Source organism: Candidatus Koribacter versatilis Ellin345 (genome assembly GCF_000014005.1).
Lineage (GTDB): Bacteria > Acidobacteriota > Terriglobia > Terriglobales > Acidobacteriaceae > Korobacter > Korobacter versatilis_A.
On record NC_008009.1, the window covers coordinates 1,971,926 to 1,986,589 of the forward strand.

Below are 14,664 nucleotides of genomic sequence, written 5' to 3' on the forward strand. Positions count from 1 at the left end.
GTGCCTCTTCTGTGCGCCCGCAATAGCATCTTGTTGCTATTCAAAACTGCGCCAATGTAATTTTCTTTGAATCGATGTAAAGCCTTGTCAGACACACATTCTCGAGGAGCTTTGAATGTTACGCTCGCCCATTCCTTCCGCAATTCCGCGTGATGGATTTCCAATCTTGAGGTCGGTGGGTGCGCTCGCGAGAGTGGCTGCGGTGGTGGTGGGTGTGTGCTCTGTTGTGGCTCTGCTCGTCGCACCCGGTGACGGCACAGTTCACGACCGAAGACCGTTTGGCGGTGCCAGGGTTCTGGCCCACGAAATGGGCGAACTCGCGTGATGCTTATGTTGGACCGAAAGTTTGTGCCAGTTGCCATCCCAGCAAGCTCGCCGAACAACAAACGACTGCCATGGCACAGACGTCTGCGCGCGTAGGCGATTCGATTATTGTTAAGAACCATCCAGAACTTCACTTCGACATCGGAAAGATCCACTACGAAATTCGCAAAGACGCGAACAGGGATACGCTTTCCGTGAGCGATGGGCAGCAATCGCTCACAACTTCACTACTGTGGGCCTTCGGGAACGGAAGAGTGGGACAGTCCTATCTGTTCAAGAAGAAAGACGGATCGTTCTATGAGGCTCGCGTTTCCTACTTCGCGACGCTTAAGAACTTGCACTTCACACCGTCGCGGGCGCTCGAGAATCCCAAGAACCTGGACGAAGCGATCGCGCGTCCAGTGACATTCGAAGAGGTGCAAAGATGTTTCAGTTGTCACAGTACGGCTGCGATCATCGGCACCAAACTCGACGAGCAAAACCTAATTCCTGGAGTGAGTTGCGAAGCTTGTCATGGGCCGGGTGCAGAACACGTCGCCGCGGCTCAAGCTGCAGAAATGGCCGGAGCACCGGAAGAAGCTCGCGGGGCGATCTTCAATGCGGGTAAGTTGAAGCCCGCGGACGCGGTGGACTATTGCGGCGCTTGCCACTTTTCCTACTGGGACATGAAGCTGAGCCACACTTCTGGCGTCTCGACGTCGAAAGCGCAGCCATTCCGCTTGGAGGAAAGCAAGTGCTGGGGAAGCAAAGGCGATGCGCGTCTCACGTGCACTGCATGCCACGATCCTCACCAGCCGCTTGTGGTTGGCGCCGCGGCCTACGACCACAATTGCCTGGAATGTCACGTGACAACGGGAATGAATCCGACAGGCGAGCGCCCGGGCCGTGCTTGCCCGGTGTCTTCGAATCAATGCACGAGTTGCCACATGCCGAAGCAGCCCGCGCCGACCATGCATTACGCCTTCACGGACCACCGCATCCGCATCGTGAAGCCGGGCGAAACATATCCAGAGTAGCGATCAGATCCCCATCAGCTTCAATACGTCGTCGGTTGCAACGCTGTTGTCGAGAAACGTGAATTGCCCTGCTGACTGAACCTCGCGGACGGCGTCAAGGAAGCCGGTCATGGCCGCCCGATACAGAGAAGTAGCGAGGCTAATGCGCCGAACGCCTGCTTCCGCGAGCTCTGGGACCGTAAATGATTTTCCCTTGATGCCGACCATGAAGTTGAACGGCTTTGAGAGGGAAGAGCAGACCTCGCGCACGGATTGCAAGTCGGGCAATCCAGGGGCAAAGAGGACGTTCGCACCCGCTGCCTCAAAGGCATGCAGGCGTTGGAGCGTCTCGTCAAGAGATGAGTTCGGAAAAAAGAAATTGTGCGTGCGTGCGGTGAGCACGAACGGAAATGGAAGCGAGCGGGCCGCCTCAACCGCGGCTACGATTCGCTCAACCGAAAGCGTGAAGTCGTACAACGGATGCTCCGCGTTTCCGGTTGTGTCTTCGATGGTGCAGCCGACGAGACCAGAGTTCCCCGCGAGCCGAACTGTCTCCGCAACGGCCTCGGGAGAATCGCCAAAGCCATTCTCGAGGTCGGCAGACACTGGTAAGTCCGTGGAGTTCGCGATGGCGCGGGCGTGGGCCACCGCCTCGTCTCGCGTGAGTTTTCCATCGGCCTTTGCGACCGTCGCGGCTGCGGCAGCACTGGAAGTAGCCAGAGCCTGAAATTTCAAACCTTCGAGGACTCGGGCGGATCCGATGTCCCATGGATTGGGAATGATGAACGTCGGACCTTCGTGTAGCTTAACGAAGAGAGCGGCTTTGTCAGCTTGTGAACGCATGTTTTCCTCGTCCGATTGGATGTCGCGGGCGACCGGACGCTTCATCGAATGTCCGGATTAAAAGTTGCCTACGAGAAAAGCCCCATCGATTGAAGATGGGGCTTGTATCAGCTAGTTAGGTAAAAGCTGAGATCACTTGGAAGCGATCGCCACTTTTCCGTCGGTTTCGTCCCAAATGCGGTGGCCCATGGTTTCACGCAGCAGCAGGCTGCCGAAGATAAAGGTGAGGCCGGCGACGATCATGGGGTAATACAGTCCCGCATAGATGTTTCCCGTTGCCGCGACACTGGAAAGGCCAATCAAAGGCAATAGGCCGCCAAAGACTCCGTTGCCAATGTGATAGGGCAGTGAGAGCGACGTGTAGCGGACTTTCGCTGGGAAAGCCTCAATGAGATACGCCGCAATCGGACCGTAAATCATGCATACGAGCAGCACCTGGGCGAAGATCAGCCCGACTAAGGCAGGCACATTTGGATTGGGAGCTTCCTTTGCGGGAACCAGAGCGCCCGTAGCATCGTGAGTAAGGGGCGTAAGCCCGATGGCGCCAGTGACTTTATTCCTGGCGGACTTTACGGTGACCACGTCGTTGCCTGCCGCACTCTGCATGGCCTTGTAAATCGGAATGTAACTGATCACTGCGAGCAAACAGGCGGCCATCATCAGTTTTTTGCGGCCAAATCGATCAGAGAGCGCGCCTGCAACGGTGAAGAACGGCATCCCAAGCAGGAGCGCGATAGCCACGATGATGTTCGCGGTGCGAACGTTGACTTTCAAGATGGTTTGAAGATAGAAGAGCGCGTAGAACTGACCTGTGTACCAGATCACCCCTTGCCCAGCTGTCGCGCCAAAAAGCGAGATCAGTACGTTCTTCAGGTTTGGCCACTGAGTGAAGGCGTCCTTGAGCGGCTGGGTTGAGGTCATTCCTGCGGCTTTCAACTGCGCAAAGATCGGCGACTCTTTCATCTTCAAGCGGATGTACAGAGACATCACCACCAGGAAGATCGAAATGAGGAACGGAATGCGCCAGCCCCAGGCAGCAAAGGCTTCCTTCGACATCGAGCTCTGCGTTACGAGAATGACGATGAGGGAAACAAAGAGGCCGAGCGTAGCAGTGATCTGGATGAAACTGGTGTAGAAGCCACGCTTGTTGTCGGGTACGTGTTCGCCGACATAAACAGCCGCGCCACCGTATTCGCCGCCCAGCGCGAGCCCTTGCAGGATGCGGATGGCGAGCAGAACAATTGGGGCGAACCATCCAGCTTTTGCGAACGAAGGCAGCAGTCCGATCGCGAATGTCGAGAAGCCCATGATCGAGAGAGTCACCAGAAAGGCGTACTTGCGACCGATCAGATCGCCGATACGTCCGAAGAACAATGCGCCGAATGGGCGCACGAGGAAGCCGACGGCGAAGGTTGCGAGGTAAGCGATGTAGGCGAAGGTATCGTTGCCGGGCGGATAGAATTTAGGTCCGAGAATAGCCGCGAGGCTGCCGAAAATATAGAAGTCGTACCACTCAATCATGGTCCCGAGAGAGGAAGCCATGATCACGCGCCAGATGCTGTACTCAGCGTTGGCTTGGGGAACGGGGTTCGCCATAACACGCTCCAAAGTAGGTGCAATGTAAGCAAGTAGCAACAGAGCGGAACGTCGGGCTGGCGGCTCTCCTCGGAAAACTAATGGTGAGAGCAGGGTGCCACCCGATCAAAACGATTTGGAATTGATATCACACACATTTGTGCAAGTCACGGAATCCGTTGGGCGCGGATCGGAGCATTCACGAATTATTAACATTCGCGGAAAAGCCGCAGGGACTGCCTCCGGCTCTGGAGTTGTGGAATGTCAGTCGCGTTAGAGAATGCCGTAAACGTCGAGTTCCGACCCGGTTCCGACGAACACCTTGCCGTCGGCGACGGTCGGGACAGTGAACTTGACCGCCGGGCCCGCGGTATCGCGAGTGCCCCCCTGTGAACTGTTATAGAACTCGGTGGCTACATTGTTCGCGTCGTAAGCATGCAAAACAGCCGGGCCTCCTTTCGGTTGATTCGTCGATTCAATCTCCCAAACGATGCCATCCACGGAGCCAGATGAGGTGATGCTCACGGTTGCGCCGTGGACGCCGAAGACGTGGGAAGCCTTCGAGGTCGGAGAGGTAGTGAGAAGGCCAGTGGTCAGAGAAAAACCGTAAGACTTCAGGACGTCATTTTCACAGTGAATATAGAGGTATCCGTTCCAATACCCCGGTGTGGAGAAAATGTTGTCGAACTGCTGCGTGCCGGTTTGGACCTCCTGCAGCACGTGGTCCGTGGTCGACGTAAACTTGCCCATATTGGCGCGATCGAGTACGAAGATGCGGCCGTCTTTTCCGCCGCCAATCAGTTCGTAAGGATGAGCGGAGGCGTTGTTCGGCATGATGACAACGTCGCCGCTTCCGAGGTCCGCATCGTTTGCTCGGAGCACAGCTTCGTTCGATGGCATGAAGTAATCCTGAACTTTGAGCGCGCTCGAGAACTTCAGGAAGCTGTCGTTAAAGCCTGAACCCGGGTCTCCGGCATCTACCGCAGAAATGGTGTAGAGGTTGCCGGATGCATCCACCGCGGGCGCGCCACCGCTGTTCCAGAACATTCCACCGGCGCCGTTCGGCGTTGAATTAAAGACGGCAGTCTGCGCGAGCGTTGTCTTGTCGTACGCGAGATACCATCCGTGAGAGCAATGGGCGAACCCGAAGTAAATGTTATTTCCGTCAAGCGTGAGGCCTGTGCGTTGATAGCAATTCGATTCCAGGGTGATGATGCCATTCGAGCTGTCGCGTCCGGTTCCACTGACTTGGGCGGTTACGATCTTCGATCCACCGAATTTTTCAGCTCCCGTGACTACGTCCAACGCGTGCAGCCGGAAGATCCGTTTATTCGACTCCAGCGTGACCGATACAACGTACAAAGTGTTGGTGGACGTATCTATGACGGGCGTACTCGTGACGCCGATGATTGGCGAGATCCCCTCGGTATCTTGCCCAGAAGCGGCAGTGCCGAATTTCACATGCCAGAGTGGTGAAGAACTGCGGCCGTCCGCGTCGAAGGCATACACGCTGTCGTTCTCGGTGGCAACGAACACAACATTATGTTGCCCACCAGCGATCGTGAGATTTGGCAGATACAGCGGCTGTGCATAGACCTGTCCATCAACCGGGAAAGAGAATCTCTTCCCGAAAGATGCAACGTTTACATTCGACGGATTCAGCACTGATTCGTTCGGGTTAGCGCCCGTCCGGTGCAAATCATTGTGGTAGGTCGTGACCGCAACGTGACCTGTATTCGTGCCTTGTACCGTGATGGTCTCGGAAGCTTTCGTCCATACGCCATTCGAATAGAACTGAAAGACGACAGAATTGCTTCCCGCCGCGAGAGTCAGCGAGGCATTCACGCTGTTGGAGACGGTCGAATATCGAAGCAGGTTGTTGATGTAAATGCGGAAGTTAGTGATCGTCGTATTCGATGCTCCAGCAGCGGAGAATTGAACCGGATCAGACGGGGAGGAACCAGGAGCGGGGCTGCAGATGGTGATCGACGGCGGAGGCGCTGTCGCCGTACAAGCGGCCCGGGTATCAACCCCGCCGACGATGACGGTGAACAATAGTGCGAACAGTGAGAATCGGGTGGAATGTAAGAGTATCGACGATTTGCAGCGCATGGAATCTCTCCAACTGAGAAGCTGGCCAGAACGTACTCAGGCAGTGCTGATGGTGATGCTGCTGCTGAATCGGAAGGATGTCGCTGCAGGTGTGAGTTGCTCATGAAATTTAGTGTTAAGCGGGGTTACGTTAAGATGACTGCACCGTCCTGGAGGACAACCAAATGAGCGATCGCGTGCCGCAGGCACTCGGCAATCACGTGCGTTATGACCCGCTTTTCCACTTTTTCGTGATTCCGGTTTTTGGGTTCGCGGTGATCTGGAGCATTGTCCATGCAGTTCGACACCCGAATGTGCATAGCTTTGCGCTCATCGTCCTGATGCTCGCGGCCTTGATCCTGGTATTCAAGGCACGGCTCTACGCGTTAAAAGTGCAGTCGCGGGTAATCCGTCTCGAGGAGCGGTTGCGGCTTTCCCAGTTGCTGCCCGATTCTTTGCGTGCACGCATTCCTGACTTGAGCGAAAGCCAGTTGGTCGCATTGCGATTTGCCTCGGATGCCGAATTGCCGGCATTGGTAGAACAATGCCTCGCAACCAACATGAGCAACGCCAATATCAAGAAAGCAATTAAGAACTGGCGGCCCGACTATTTCCGGGTCTGAATCGTGACGAATACCGGCAAACCAGTGAAGTCCCGCCGTATCGGCTTGGCGCGTGTGCTCTCGAAGCTCGGCTATTGCTCGCGGGCGCGCGCTTTCGAACTAATTCGCGCCGACGAAGTGCGCGTGAACGGGAAAGTGGAGCGCAATCCAGAGCGGCCTACCGATCCGGCACGGGACCGAGTTGAAGTTGCACATATAGCGATTCGCGCAGCCCGATTCCTTTACTACGTCGTAAACAAGCCACGAGGGCTGATAACGACCGCCTCTGATGAGAAGGGCCGCGAAACGATCTACAGCCTGCTTCCTCCGGATTCACCTTGGGTCGCTCCCGTGGGTCGTCTCGACAAAGCCAGCGAGGGACTTCTGCTTCTCACAAATGATTCGGAGTGGGCGGCGAAGATTACCGATCCAAACTCGCACCTCGATAAGACCTACCACGTACAGGTTTCGACTTTGCCCTCCGAACAAATGGTTGAGGCATTAAGCCGTGGGATTCGATCAGATGGCGAGTTGTTATTAGCCAAGCGGGTTTCGATTCTTCGTGCCGGCGGGAAAAACGGTTGGCTCGAGATCGTTCTCGAAGAAGGGAAAAATCGTCAAATCAGGAGGATGGTCGCAGCCCTCCAAATAGAGGTTCTGCGGCTGATTAGGGTTGCGATTGGGCCGCTTACCCTTGGTGAGTTGCCGAAAGGTGGTTGTCGAGCGCTAACTGCCGAAGAAAAAGCCGAGTTGGACGATGCATTACGTTTGGTCCGAGGGGAGCACTGAAGTGGTTGCTTTCTGGCGCTGAATCGACTATCACTTTGATTCCGATGAACGCAAAAAAGGGCAAAAAGCACGCAGCCACCATTCGCGACGTTGCGGCCGAGAGCGGATTCTCTCCGGCAACAGTTTCCATTGTTCTCAACAATGCGCCTTTGTCGCGATATATCCAGGCCACGACCAAGGAACGAATCGTGAAGGCCGCGCGCAAGTTGGGCTATCAACCTAACCAACTGGCGCGTTCCCTACGAAGCCGGCGGAACAACACCATCGGCGTAGTCGTCTTCGATCTGACGGACCCCTTCTGCACGCCGATCATGCGTGGCATCGAGAACACGCTGTACCAATCTTCCTACGTGTCCCTACTCGCGGATGCCCACAACGAACTCAGCCGTTTCGAGAAGTATCTCGAGATGCTGCTGGAGCGGCGCGTCGAAGGGATGATCGTCATTGCGAACTGGACCCTGGTGGACATCGCGCTTCTCGCGGACCTCGAAAAGCGCAATATCCCTACGGTCGTCATTGGCCGGGAACTGCAGAACGAGACGATCAATTCGATCATGGTGGATAACGAGGCGGGGGGCCGTATCGCGTTGCAGCACCTGCATTCTCTGCAGCATCGCAAAATCGCCTTTGTTCGCGGACCAAAATCCGTGGTGGACAGTCCGCTCCGCTGGCAGGGAATCACCGACTACGCGCAATCGGTTGGATTGCCAGTCGATCCAAAACTGGTGATCGAGTTACCCGATCGGAAGGAACCGAACTCCAGTTTCGAGGGTGGGTATCGCGCCGTCGAGGAACTCATTAAGCGAAAGCGTCCGTTCACCGCTGTTCTGGCTTTCGACGACATGACCGCACTCGGCGTGATGCGCGGCCTTGCAGAGCGTGGTATATCGGTTCCCGATCAATGTTCCGTCATTGGATTCGACGACGTGGCGCCGGCTGCATTCTCGAACCCAGCGCTGACAACCGTACGCCAGCCCATGGAAGGAATGGGTTCGACCGCGGTGGAGATCGTGGTGGAGTCCTTGAGTTCCGATTTGCGGCCGGGAGAAATTTCCGTCGTACACCGGAAGATATCTCCGGAACTGGTAGTGCGGGCGTCCACGCGGGCAGCTTCCCTTACAAAGACCGCATTTCCTCCCAGTGCCGATTAAACCGGTTTAAAGCCACTCGCGAAGTGGTATCTTGTGGGGGCGCAAAGCTGCGCAATTTCTCGCGTTGCGAGGGCCCATGTATCTACGACGCGTCGTTGTTTTGGTCGCCTTCCTCCTCTGCTCACTCGCCACATATTCGCAAGAAAAGCTATCGGTTCATTGGGAAGAACTGACCGCTTCCGATTTCATCAAGGGCATGGGCGACGCGCACAATACTTGTGCGCTGCCCATCGGCATTCTTGAGAAGCATGGGCCGCACATGCCAATCGGTACCGACCTGTTAAATGTGCGATACGCAGCCCTGCACGCCGCCGAAAAGGAATACGTTATCGTGTTTCCCGAGTATTACTTCGGCCAGATCTTTGAGGCGCGGCAGGAACCCGGAACGATCGCCTACAGTCTCGATCTCCAGTTGAAGCTCTTGCAGGAGACGGTCAACGAAATGGCGCGCAACGGCTGCAAGAAGATTGTGATCATCAACGGGCATGGCGGCAATGAAAGCCTGTTGCCACTCTTCGCACAGGCGCAGTTGGCCACGCCGAAGGACTTTGTCGTCTTCGTCTATGGCCTGCCGCGGCTTGAAGTTCCGGGACGTCCAGCTAAGAACGACTCTGTTGATATGCATGCCGGGTCGAGCGAAACGTCGCACATGATGGTTACGCATCCGGAACTGCTGAAGATGGACAAGGTCAATACTGAATCTGGTCGCGATCAGGACCGATTGAAGCTACCCGACAGCCTTTACACAGGCATCTGGTGGTACGCGAAGTTTCCGGACCACTTCTCCGGCGATCCGTCCAAGGCTACGAGGGCGCTCGGTGAATTCGACGTGAACACCTGGGTCAACAGCATCGCCGATGCGTTTAAAGCGGTGAAGGGCGAGCAGGGTGACCAGGCCATTCGGCTGCAGAACGAATATTTCGAAAAGACCATCGACCCGATCAAGACGAAGCAGTAGCTAACTCTTCAACGCGAGCACTTCTTTGACTGCGCGATCAGCCATGTCAATGGCGGCATCGGTGTAAGCGGTCGCCGCGGCATCAGAGTTCGCAATCGAAATCCGGCCGAACTGTTTGCGCCCAATGATGTGTGGACGCTGATCTTCAGGAACATCCGGATCGAAGAGCGAGTTGTAGCCATAGGCGTAGCCATGCGCCCACCGGTTCACCGTAATGCCTTCAATATCGCGGGCGGAATCGAACCCATAAGGGCCGAACATCCGCGATAGCTGCTCGCGAATATTACGCTCGAACGTCTCGTATGGCGTCGTGAAAAGCTCCATGCGACCAGCTCGATACTGGTCCTTCTGCGATAGGCCCGGCTTGCAAGGCGTGCGCAACATGAAGAGCACCATGGGCTCGCTGGGTTTGCTCGGGAATTTGTATTCGCCGATGCTAACTGGAAAATCGAGCGCGACATATACGTGGTAGCTGCCGGGACAGCAGACTTGCCACATCTTCAGTTTGTCGAAGATATCCCAATTGCGTATTGCCACGTGAGTGTAGACGAGGGGAGCTTTTACGCCCTCGGCGAGCGCATCTTTCTGCACCTGCGGTAATTCAGGGCAGAGATAAGGAACCATCATGTTGTAACAAGCCATGATGCACGCTTTGCCGGTAACGCTCTGCAACTTCCCGTCTCGCATGTACTGCACTTCAACTTGCTTCGATGTGGCCACGTCGCCAACGTGTTTCGCCCGGACCACGGTGCTGTTGAGGCGAATGCGTACGGGTGAGTCGGCGCGGTCGAGAGTGCTGTAATCGGCCTTGGCGGTGACGACGTCCTCCATGCTGTCGCCGGGGATCGCACCCGGCATGAGGGCACGCACGAGCAGACGCGCGACAGAGGCGTTGCCGTCGGGGAAGTGGAAGATGTACGGCTCTTGCTTATGCTCGCTTCGCCCTTGGCTTTGATTGCCGAAGCCGAGGCCGTCGAGCCCCGCGTAGGGGATGCCATAATCATCACCGGCTTCGAGGATCGCGAGCGTGGGTACGGCATCGATGTTCACGCAGAACAAATCGTTAGTTCGCGACTGGAAAAACGGCAACACTTCCGGCGTGCACTTCGCATATTTCGTGAGGTAATCGGCGTAGCTGATTTTGGCGAGCTTCGCACGTTTCTCTTTCGGGCTCAGACCCGGAAGGTAGTCGACCTTCTCGGTATAAACGCGCGCGATATCACGCTTCGCGGCTTCCGAGAGGGGAGTTTGCTTCACCCACTCCTGCCAAGGGGTTTCGAACATCGCGGTAACGAGCTTGTCCTGCCCAAAAGTTTCTTTGTCGAAGAAATTCGCTGTGCCGAGGTGGGAATAAAGCTTCTGGTCGTAATCCTTGTAGAACCGTTTGGTCTCGATGCCGAGATCTTTCAAGACCTGCTTGGCAGCCGGACTGTACTCTGACGGGCTCTCGATTGACTGGGTTCCACCGTAGCCGAGTAGCATTCGATTCGCGGCGCGAAATTCATTGCGCTTCGCATGTCCTCCGAAGTCGTCATGATTGTCGAGAATCAGGATTTTTGCGTTCTTGCCGGCCTTCTTGCGATAGAGATGTGCTGCCGCGAGGCCGCTGATGCCGCCGCCAACGATCACGAGATCGTAGTCTTCATCTGTCTTTAGCGGCTGCGCGCTTTCCTGAAAGACACCATCTCGAAGTTCGTGAGCGTAGGTGTAGGTCCCCTCGTGATTACCCCTCAAGCCCATCAGCGCCGGAGGGTAATACTCGGAACTGGAACCTTTTTCGGTTGCGTTGAGGAGATTCGGCGCGACCAGTGCGCCACCGACGGTGAGGGCCACGCCGTTCAGGAAGTCGCGGCGCGTAATGCTGCGGTCCATGCCAAGGGCGCAGTCCCGCTTTTTGTCGTTCATTGTCCCGTTACCAGGTATTCGGTAGAGTGCCGCCGATTATATCTCCACCCCCGGCTCGGCGTCTGCGGGTAGTGCGAACAACAGGTCCATGTCACGGGGCTGGTTGAGGCGGATCCACTGATAGCACGAACCGGTGCCCACCCGGATTTCTTCCGCGCCGATCTCCTCAACGTAGTTCCGTACAATGCGCGCCCTGTGGTCCTTTTTGAAGCGCGAAGGGAAGATGGCCGCGTTTCGCGGATTTCGCTCCGATAATTCCAGCATGACTTGTCTGAAGAGGTCTTCGGTCAAAATGCAAGGCTTTACCGTGCACCGGAGAACTCGTTCGATCGCAGCCATTGCCACATAGTCGAGTCGAAAGAGAAAACCCAGCAGGAGTACTCGCCCCCGGGGCTCCCAATACATCGGCGCCGTGGAGTGCTCGTGCAAAAATTCATACGGCAGCTGGGCCTCGCGGCATATCGGCATTTTATGCGACGTGACTGACGGACAACCCCACTGCGCCGCTACGGTTTGGGCAATGAGCGTCTGAGATACGCCCGCGATCTTTTGCAGGGCCCCGCCAATACGTTCTTGCGGGTGCAGTCGCCGATATTGGACCGCCGCGTCCAATTCAGAGGCACTGATGCGCTCCTGTTCCAACAACAACAGGCCAAGCGGCAGCCTGTGATGGTGCAGCGAGACACGCCGGTTTTGCTCGGATGCGAGGTCCTCGAGCAGTCCAGCCTCTACACAATTGGCGGAACAATACCAGACGTCATTGAGTGTCACCGCCCCGCGCCATTTTCCAAAACGCGTTCGACCGCAGCTAGCAAGGCCGCAAGTGTGAACGGAAGATCCGAGGAACGCTGGTTTCAGGCGCTGTACCACGCTGCCAAGGGAGATCATCTTCAAGCCTCCGCGAAGGCGCCGACTTCTGCCACCCGCAACCCATAGTTCCCGTCGACCACTACAACCGAACCCCTAGCAATCACTCGTCCATCAAGTAAGAGTTCGACCGGATCCTGTATCTCGCGATCGAGCTCCACGACGGAACCGGATTGAAGCTCGAGAATGTCCTGCAATAGCATTTCGCGTTGTCCGAAGCGGAGAGTCACGTCCAGCTCTACGTCCAGCAGAAGATCGAGATTGGTGGATTGCACTGAGTGGTTGTCCGCCGACACTGCGGCGGGATCCGGTTGGAGTTTTTTCCTGAGCGCATCGTCCAACTCCAGAACTGCAAAGAGTTCGATGCCATCTGCTTGCGATAACGCCAGGCGATAGCCGTCTCCGCTGCCCGTGAAAGGCGCATCTTTTTGAAGCTCGAGATGCACTTCGCCTAGCTCCGGCTTAAGAGCAGCAGCGAACTGCCCCGCAAACTGCCTGCTTAGTTCGTCGATGGTTTCTTGCTGTTCGGTATTCCATTCCGATGATTCGCTTCCGGTGAACAGAAAATTGAGTTGCAATGCCGCCGACCGGGAGAGTGCCGATCGGAACATGCCAGACAGCGGTTCGGAAACTGAGAACGTAAGGAATATGGACTCGGTGTCGCCGGCTCCTAACTCATCGGCTTTGTTAACGCGGGAAGTCCAAGGCTTTCCCGTGATCGGACGCAACGTGTCGCAAATAGCGCCCGCCCATTGCTCGAAAAAATGTTCCACGCTTTCCAAACCAATCCCCTTCATCGCTGGTATTCGACGCCCTTGGCGGTCGAGATGCGTCCGAGGATTTGTGCTGCACGCCAATTGCCGGAGCGCACCGGTCGAGCCCTGAAACTCGCGCGGCCACCGACACTCAATTCGATCGCGCTCTCCGCTGACCGTTTCAGCGGAAGGATGTCACCAGCGCGCAATTGCAGAAGTTCACGCACTCGCACCGACGCGTCTACCAGCCCCAAGCTCACTGGGAACGGACACCCCAGGAGTTTTCGGTGAAGCTTTCCGTCGCCATCGCTCTCCCGGGACTGTCGCCGGTATCCCCAATCCTTCGACAGCTTTCGCAGCAGCGCGTTCGAAACGACGGCAGAAAACGCCAGATTCAGCGAGCCGCGACAACCTGGCATCTCCAATTCGAAACAGAGAGCGAGGATCTTCTCGGTCGGAGGCATCAGCCGCTGCAATTGGGCAGCTTGCTGGCGTGCCTCGAAGGCGAACTCCATTCCCAGTGGCTGCCACGCGGTTTCCAGTTCCTTGCAAACGACTTTCGCCACAACTTCCAGAATCTGCTCTTCGATTTCGGTGATTTCTCGCACCTGCTCGTCATGCCCGCCCTGCCCTCCGAGGAGTATGTCTATCATCGGGAACGCGAGACTCAAGTCCATTTCCATCGCGCCGATGTTGTCTGCAGTACCAATACGGAAAGTGGAGTAATACGCCACTTCGGGGAGTCTGCCCAGAAGCTCGCGGTAGGTGAGTTGTTCCACGGAAACAAGGTTTGCTTCGAAGGGAACGCGAAGGTAAGCCCCCAGCGAATGCGTCAGGTTGCGTGCGAAGCCTTCATGCAGTGAACTGATGCTGCGCACTTGTTCACGGTTGATTTGGCCTGCCTGCCGATAGTTCCATGGTTCGACCTTACGACCGCGTTCTCCCTCGCTGCCACTGCCGGCATTCTCGCCTGTTCGGACCGCACGGAAAATAGCGTCTATCTCTTCCTGGTTTAGTAGCTTATCCACGAGTTCTCCATGCGCACCGAGGTCACCGGGACGGTGTGGCGCGATTGCAGACGAGCTCGAACCCGTGTCAGCGCCTGGGAATGAATCTGCGAAACGCGTGATTCGCCCACGCCCAGCACATCACCTACCTCTTTCATGGTGAGCTCTTCGAAGTAATACAACGCCAGCACTTGCCTCTCCCGTGCCGGGAGCTGCTCAATCGCTTCCACTAACAGTTCGTGATTTTCGCTGCGCAGGAACGCGTCCAGCGGGCTCTCCTCGTGGCTTTCAACCACAACTTCGCGCTCCTCGCCAAATCCCTCTGCGGGAAGGCCTTCCTGCAGACTCGAAATGCCAAGGCCTTCCAACTCGCGGGTGAGCTCGCGAAAGCCGTCCAAATCCATACCTAATTCCCGGGCCAACTCGTCTTCCAGTGGGGGATGTCCCGTTTCGGAAGTCAAGCGCAGCTCAGCCGCTTCGAGCGCCCGCGCCTTCCGTCGCAAGTCGCGAGGACTCCAGTCCAGGTCGCGCAGGCTGTCGAGAATCGCTCCGCGGATGCGGAACTTTGCGTAGGACTGGAATTGCACATTTTTCTCGGAATCGTATTTGCCGGCGGCGTCGATCAAGCCGAGAATTCCTGCGTTGATGAGGTCTTCAATCGGAACATGACGCGGCAGCCGTTCGTGAATCCGGCGCGCGATGTATTTGACCTGCGACATCTGCTCCATCACCAGACGGTCTCGATGCTCCCAACCCGTTGCTTCCGTTCCTGAGTCTTGACGGTGGCCCGACATGCGCGCTC

Annotated in this window: 13 protein-coding genes; 5 read left to right on the forward strand and 8 right to left on the reverse strand. The window is 56.4% G+C overall.

Annotated features, from left to right (window positions below; translation table 11 throughout):
- The first annotated feature begins 179 nt into the window (after positions 1-179).
- Entirely contained in the window at positions 180-1,340 is a 1,161-nt protein-coding gene (locus ACID345_RS08340; protein WP_011522429.1) for a multiheme c-type cytochrome, read from the forward strand.
- Positions 1,341-1,343: 3 nt separating this feature from the next.
- On the opposite strand, the gene ACID345_RS08345 is transcribed toward ACID345_RS08340, so the two are convergent.
- From ACID345_RS08345 to ACID345_RS08355, 3 genes are all read right to left on the reverse strand, one after another.
- The gene (locus ACID345_RS08345) at positions 1,344-2,207 is read right to left on the reverse strand and encodes an isocitrate lyase/PEP mutase family protein (RefSeq protein ID WP_011522430.1); all 864 of its coding nucleotides are present in this window, start codon (positions 2,205-2,207) and stop codon (positions 1,344-1,346) included.
- Positions 2,208-2,294: 87 nt separating this feature from the next.
- Positions 2,295-3,758: an MFS transporter gene (locus ACID345_RS08350; protein ID WP_011522431.1), complete on the reverse strand. Its 1,464-nt coding sequence runs from the start codon at positions 3,756-3,758 to the stop codon at positions 2,295-2,297.
- 252 nt (positions 3,759-4,010) lie between these two features.
- Positions 4,011-5,849 carry a PQQ-binding-like beta-propeller repeat protein gene (locus ACID345_RS08355; RefSeq protein ID WP_011522432.1) on the reverse strand — a complete coding sequence of 613 codons (1,839 nt, stop codon included), beginning with the start codon at positions 5,847-5,849 and terminating at the stop codon, positions 4,011-4,013.
- Between the two features lie 164 nt (positions 5,850-6,013).
- Here ACID345_RS08355 and ACID345_RS08360 point away from each other — a divergent pair, with 164 nt between their 5' ends.
- The 4 genes from ACID345_RS08360 (at position 6,014) to ACID345_RS08375 (ending at position 9,328) form a co-directional block, all read left to right on the forward strand.
- A complete protein-coding gene (locus ACID345_RS08360) occupies positions 6,014-6,451 on the forward strand; it encodes a DUF6526 family protein (protein WP_011522433.1) in 438 nt (145 codons plus the stop codon).
- A 24-nt stretch (positions 6,452-6,475) separates the two neighbouring features.
- On the forward strand, positions 6,476-7,219 hold the full coding sequence (locus ACID345_RS08365; protein WP_228370752.1) for a pseudouridine synthase: 744 nt from the start codon (positions 6,476-6,478) through the stop codon (positions 7,217-7,219).
- A 44-nt stretch (positions 7,220-7,263) separates the two neighbouring features.
- Complete coding sequence (locus tag ACID345_RS08370; RefSeq protein WP_049762060.1) at positions 7,264-8,370, forward strand: LacI family DNA-binding transcriptional regulator; 1,107 nt, start codon at positions 7,264-7,266, stop codon at positions 8,368-8,370.
- A 76-nt stretch (positions 8,371-8,446) separates the two neighbouring features.
- Positions 8,447-9,328 carry a creatininase family protein gene (locus tag ACID345_RS08375; RefSeq protein ID WP_011522436.1) on the forward strand — a complete coding sequence of 294 codons (882 nt, stop codon included), beginning with the start codon at positions 8,447-8,449 and terminating at the stop codon, positions 9,326-9,328.
- Here ACID345_RS08375 and ACID345_RS08380 read toward each other — a convergent pair whose 3' ends face one another.
- The 5 genes from ACID345_RS08380 to ACID345_RS08400 are packed head-to-tail and all read right to left on the reverse strand — an operon-like array spanning position 9,329 to position 14,656.
- On the reverse strand, positions 9,329-11,233 hold the full coding sequence (locus tag ACID345_RS08380; protein ID WP_011522437.1) for an NAD(P)-binding protein: 1,905 nt from the start codon (positions 11,231-11,233) through the stop codon (positions 9,329-9,331). It lies immediately after the preceding gene.
- 36 nt (positions 11,234-11,269) lie between these two features.
- On the reverse strand, positions 11,270-12,121 hold the full coding sequence (locus ACID345_RS08385) for a hypothetical protein (RefSeq protein WP_041855550.1): 852 nt from the start codon (positions 12,119-12,121) through the stop codon (positions 11,270-11,272).
- Positions 12,122-12,123: 2 nt separating this feature from the next.
- Positions 12,124-12,897, reverse strand: coding sequence for a flagellar motor switch protein FliN (gene fliN / locus ACID345_RS08390; RefSeq protein WP_041855551.1), 774 nt, complete (start codon positions 12,895-12,897; stop codon positions 12,124-12,126).
- On the reverse strand, positions 12,894-13,883 hold the full coding sequence (locus ACID345_RS08395) for a flagellar motor switch protein FliM (protein ID WP_011522440.1): 990 nt from the start codon (positions 13,881-13,883) through the stop codon (positions 12,894-12,896). Before ACID345_RS08395 ends, fliN begins: the two co-directional genes overlap by 4 nt.
- Positions 13,868-14,656 (reverse strand): sigma-70 family RNA polymerase sigma factor, encoded by a 789-nt coding sequence (locus tag ACID345_RS08400; RefSeq protein WP_011522441.1) that lies wholly within the window; start codon positions 14,654-14,656, stop codon positions 13,868-13,870. Before ACID345_RS08400 ends, ACID345_RS08395 begins: the two co-directional genes overlap by 16 nt.
- Positions 14,657-14,664: the final 8 nt, after the last annotated feature.

Excerpts from the sequence above, each read along its gene's own strand:
- ACID345_RS08370 (WP_049762060.1), top strand. The coding sequence starts at position 7,264 with ATGAACGCAAAAAAGGGCAAAAAGCACGCAGCCACCATTCGCGACGTT.
- ACID345_RS08350 (WP_011522431.1), bottom strand. The coding sequence starts at position 3,758 with ATGGCGAACCCCGTTCCCCAAGCCAACGCTGAGTACAGCATCTGGCGC.
- ACID345_RS08375 (WP_011522436.1), top strand. The coding sequence starts at position 8,447 with ATGTATCTACGACGCGTCGTTGTTTTGGTCGCCTTCCTCCTCTGCTCA.
- ACID345_RS08360 (WP_011522433.1), top strand. The coding sequence starts at position 6,014 with ATGAGCGATCGCGTGCCGCAGGCACTCGGCAATCACGTGCGTTATGAC.
- ACID345_RS08400 (WP_011522441.1), bottom strand. The coding sequence starts at position 14,656 with ATGTCGGGCCACCGTCAAGACTCAGGAACGGAAGCAACGGGTTGGGAG.
- fliN (WP_041855551.1), bottom strand. The coding sequence starts at position 12,897 with ATGAAGGGGATTGGTTTGGAAAGCGTGGAACATTTTTTCGAGCAATGG.
- ACID345_RS08380 (WP_011522437.1), bottom strand. The coding sequence starts at position 11,233 with ATGAACGACAAAAAGCGGGACTGCGCCCTTGGCATGGACCGCAGCATT.
- ACID345_RS08385 (WP_041855550.1), bottom strand. The coding sequence starts at position 12,121 with ATGATCTCCCTTGGCAGCGTGGTACAGCGCCTGAAACCAGCGTTCCTC.
- ACID345_RS08355 (WP_011522432.1), bottom strand. The coding sequence starts at position 5,849 with ATGCGCTGCAAATCGTCGATACTCTTACATTCCACCCGATTCTCACTG.
- ACID345_RS08345 (WP_011522430.1), bottom strand. The coding sequence starts at position 2,207 with ATGAAGCGTCCGGTCGCCCGCGACATCCAATCGGACGAGGAAAACATG.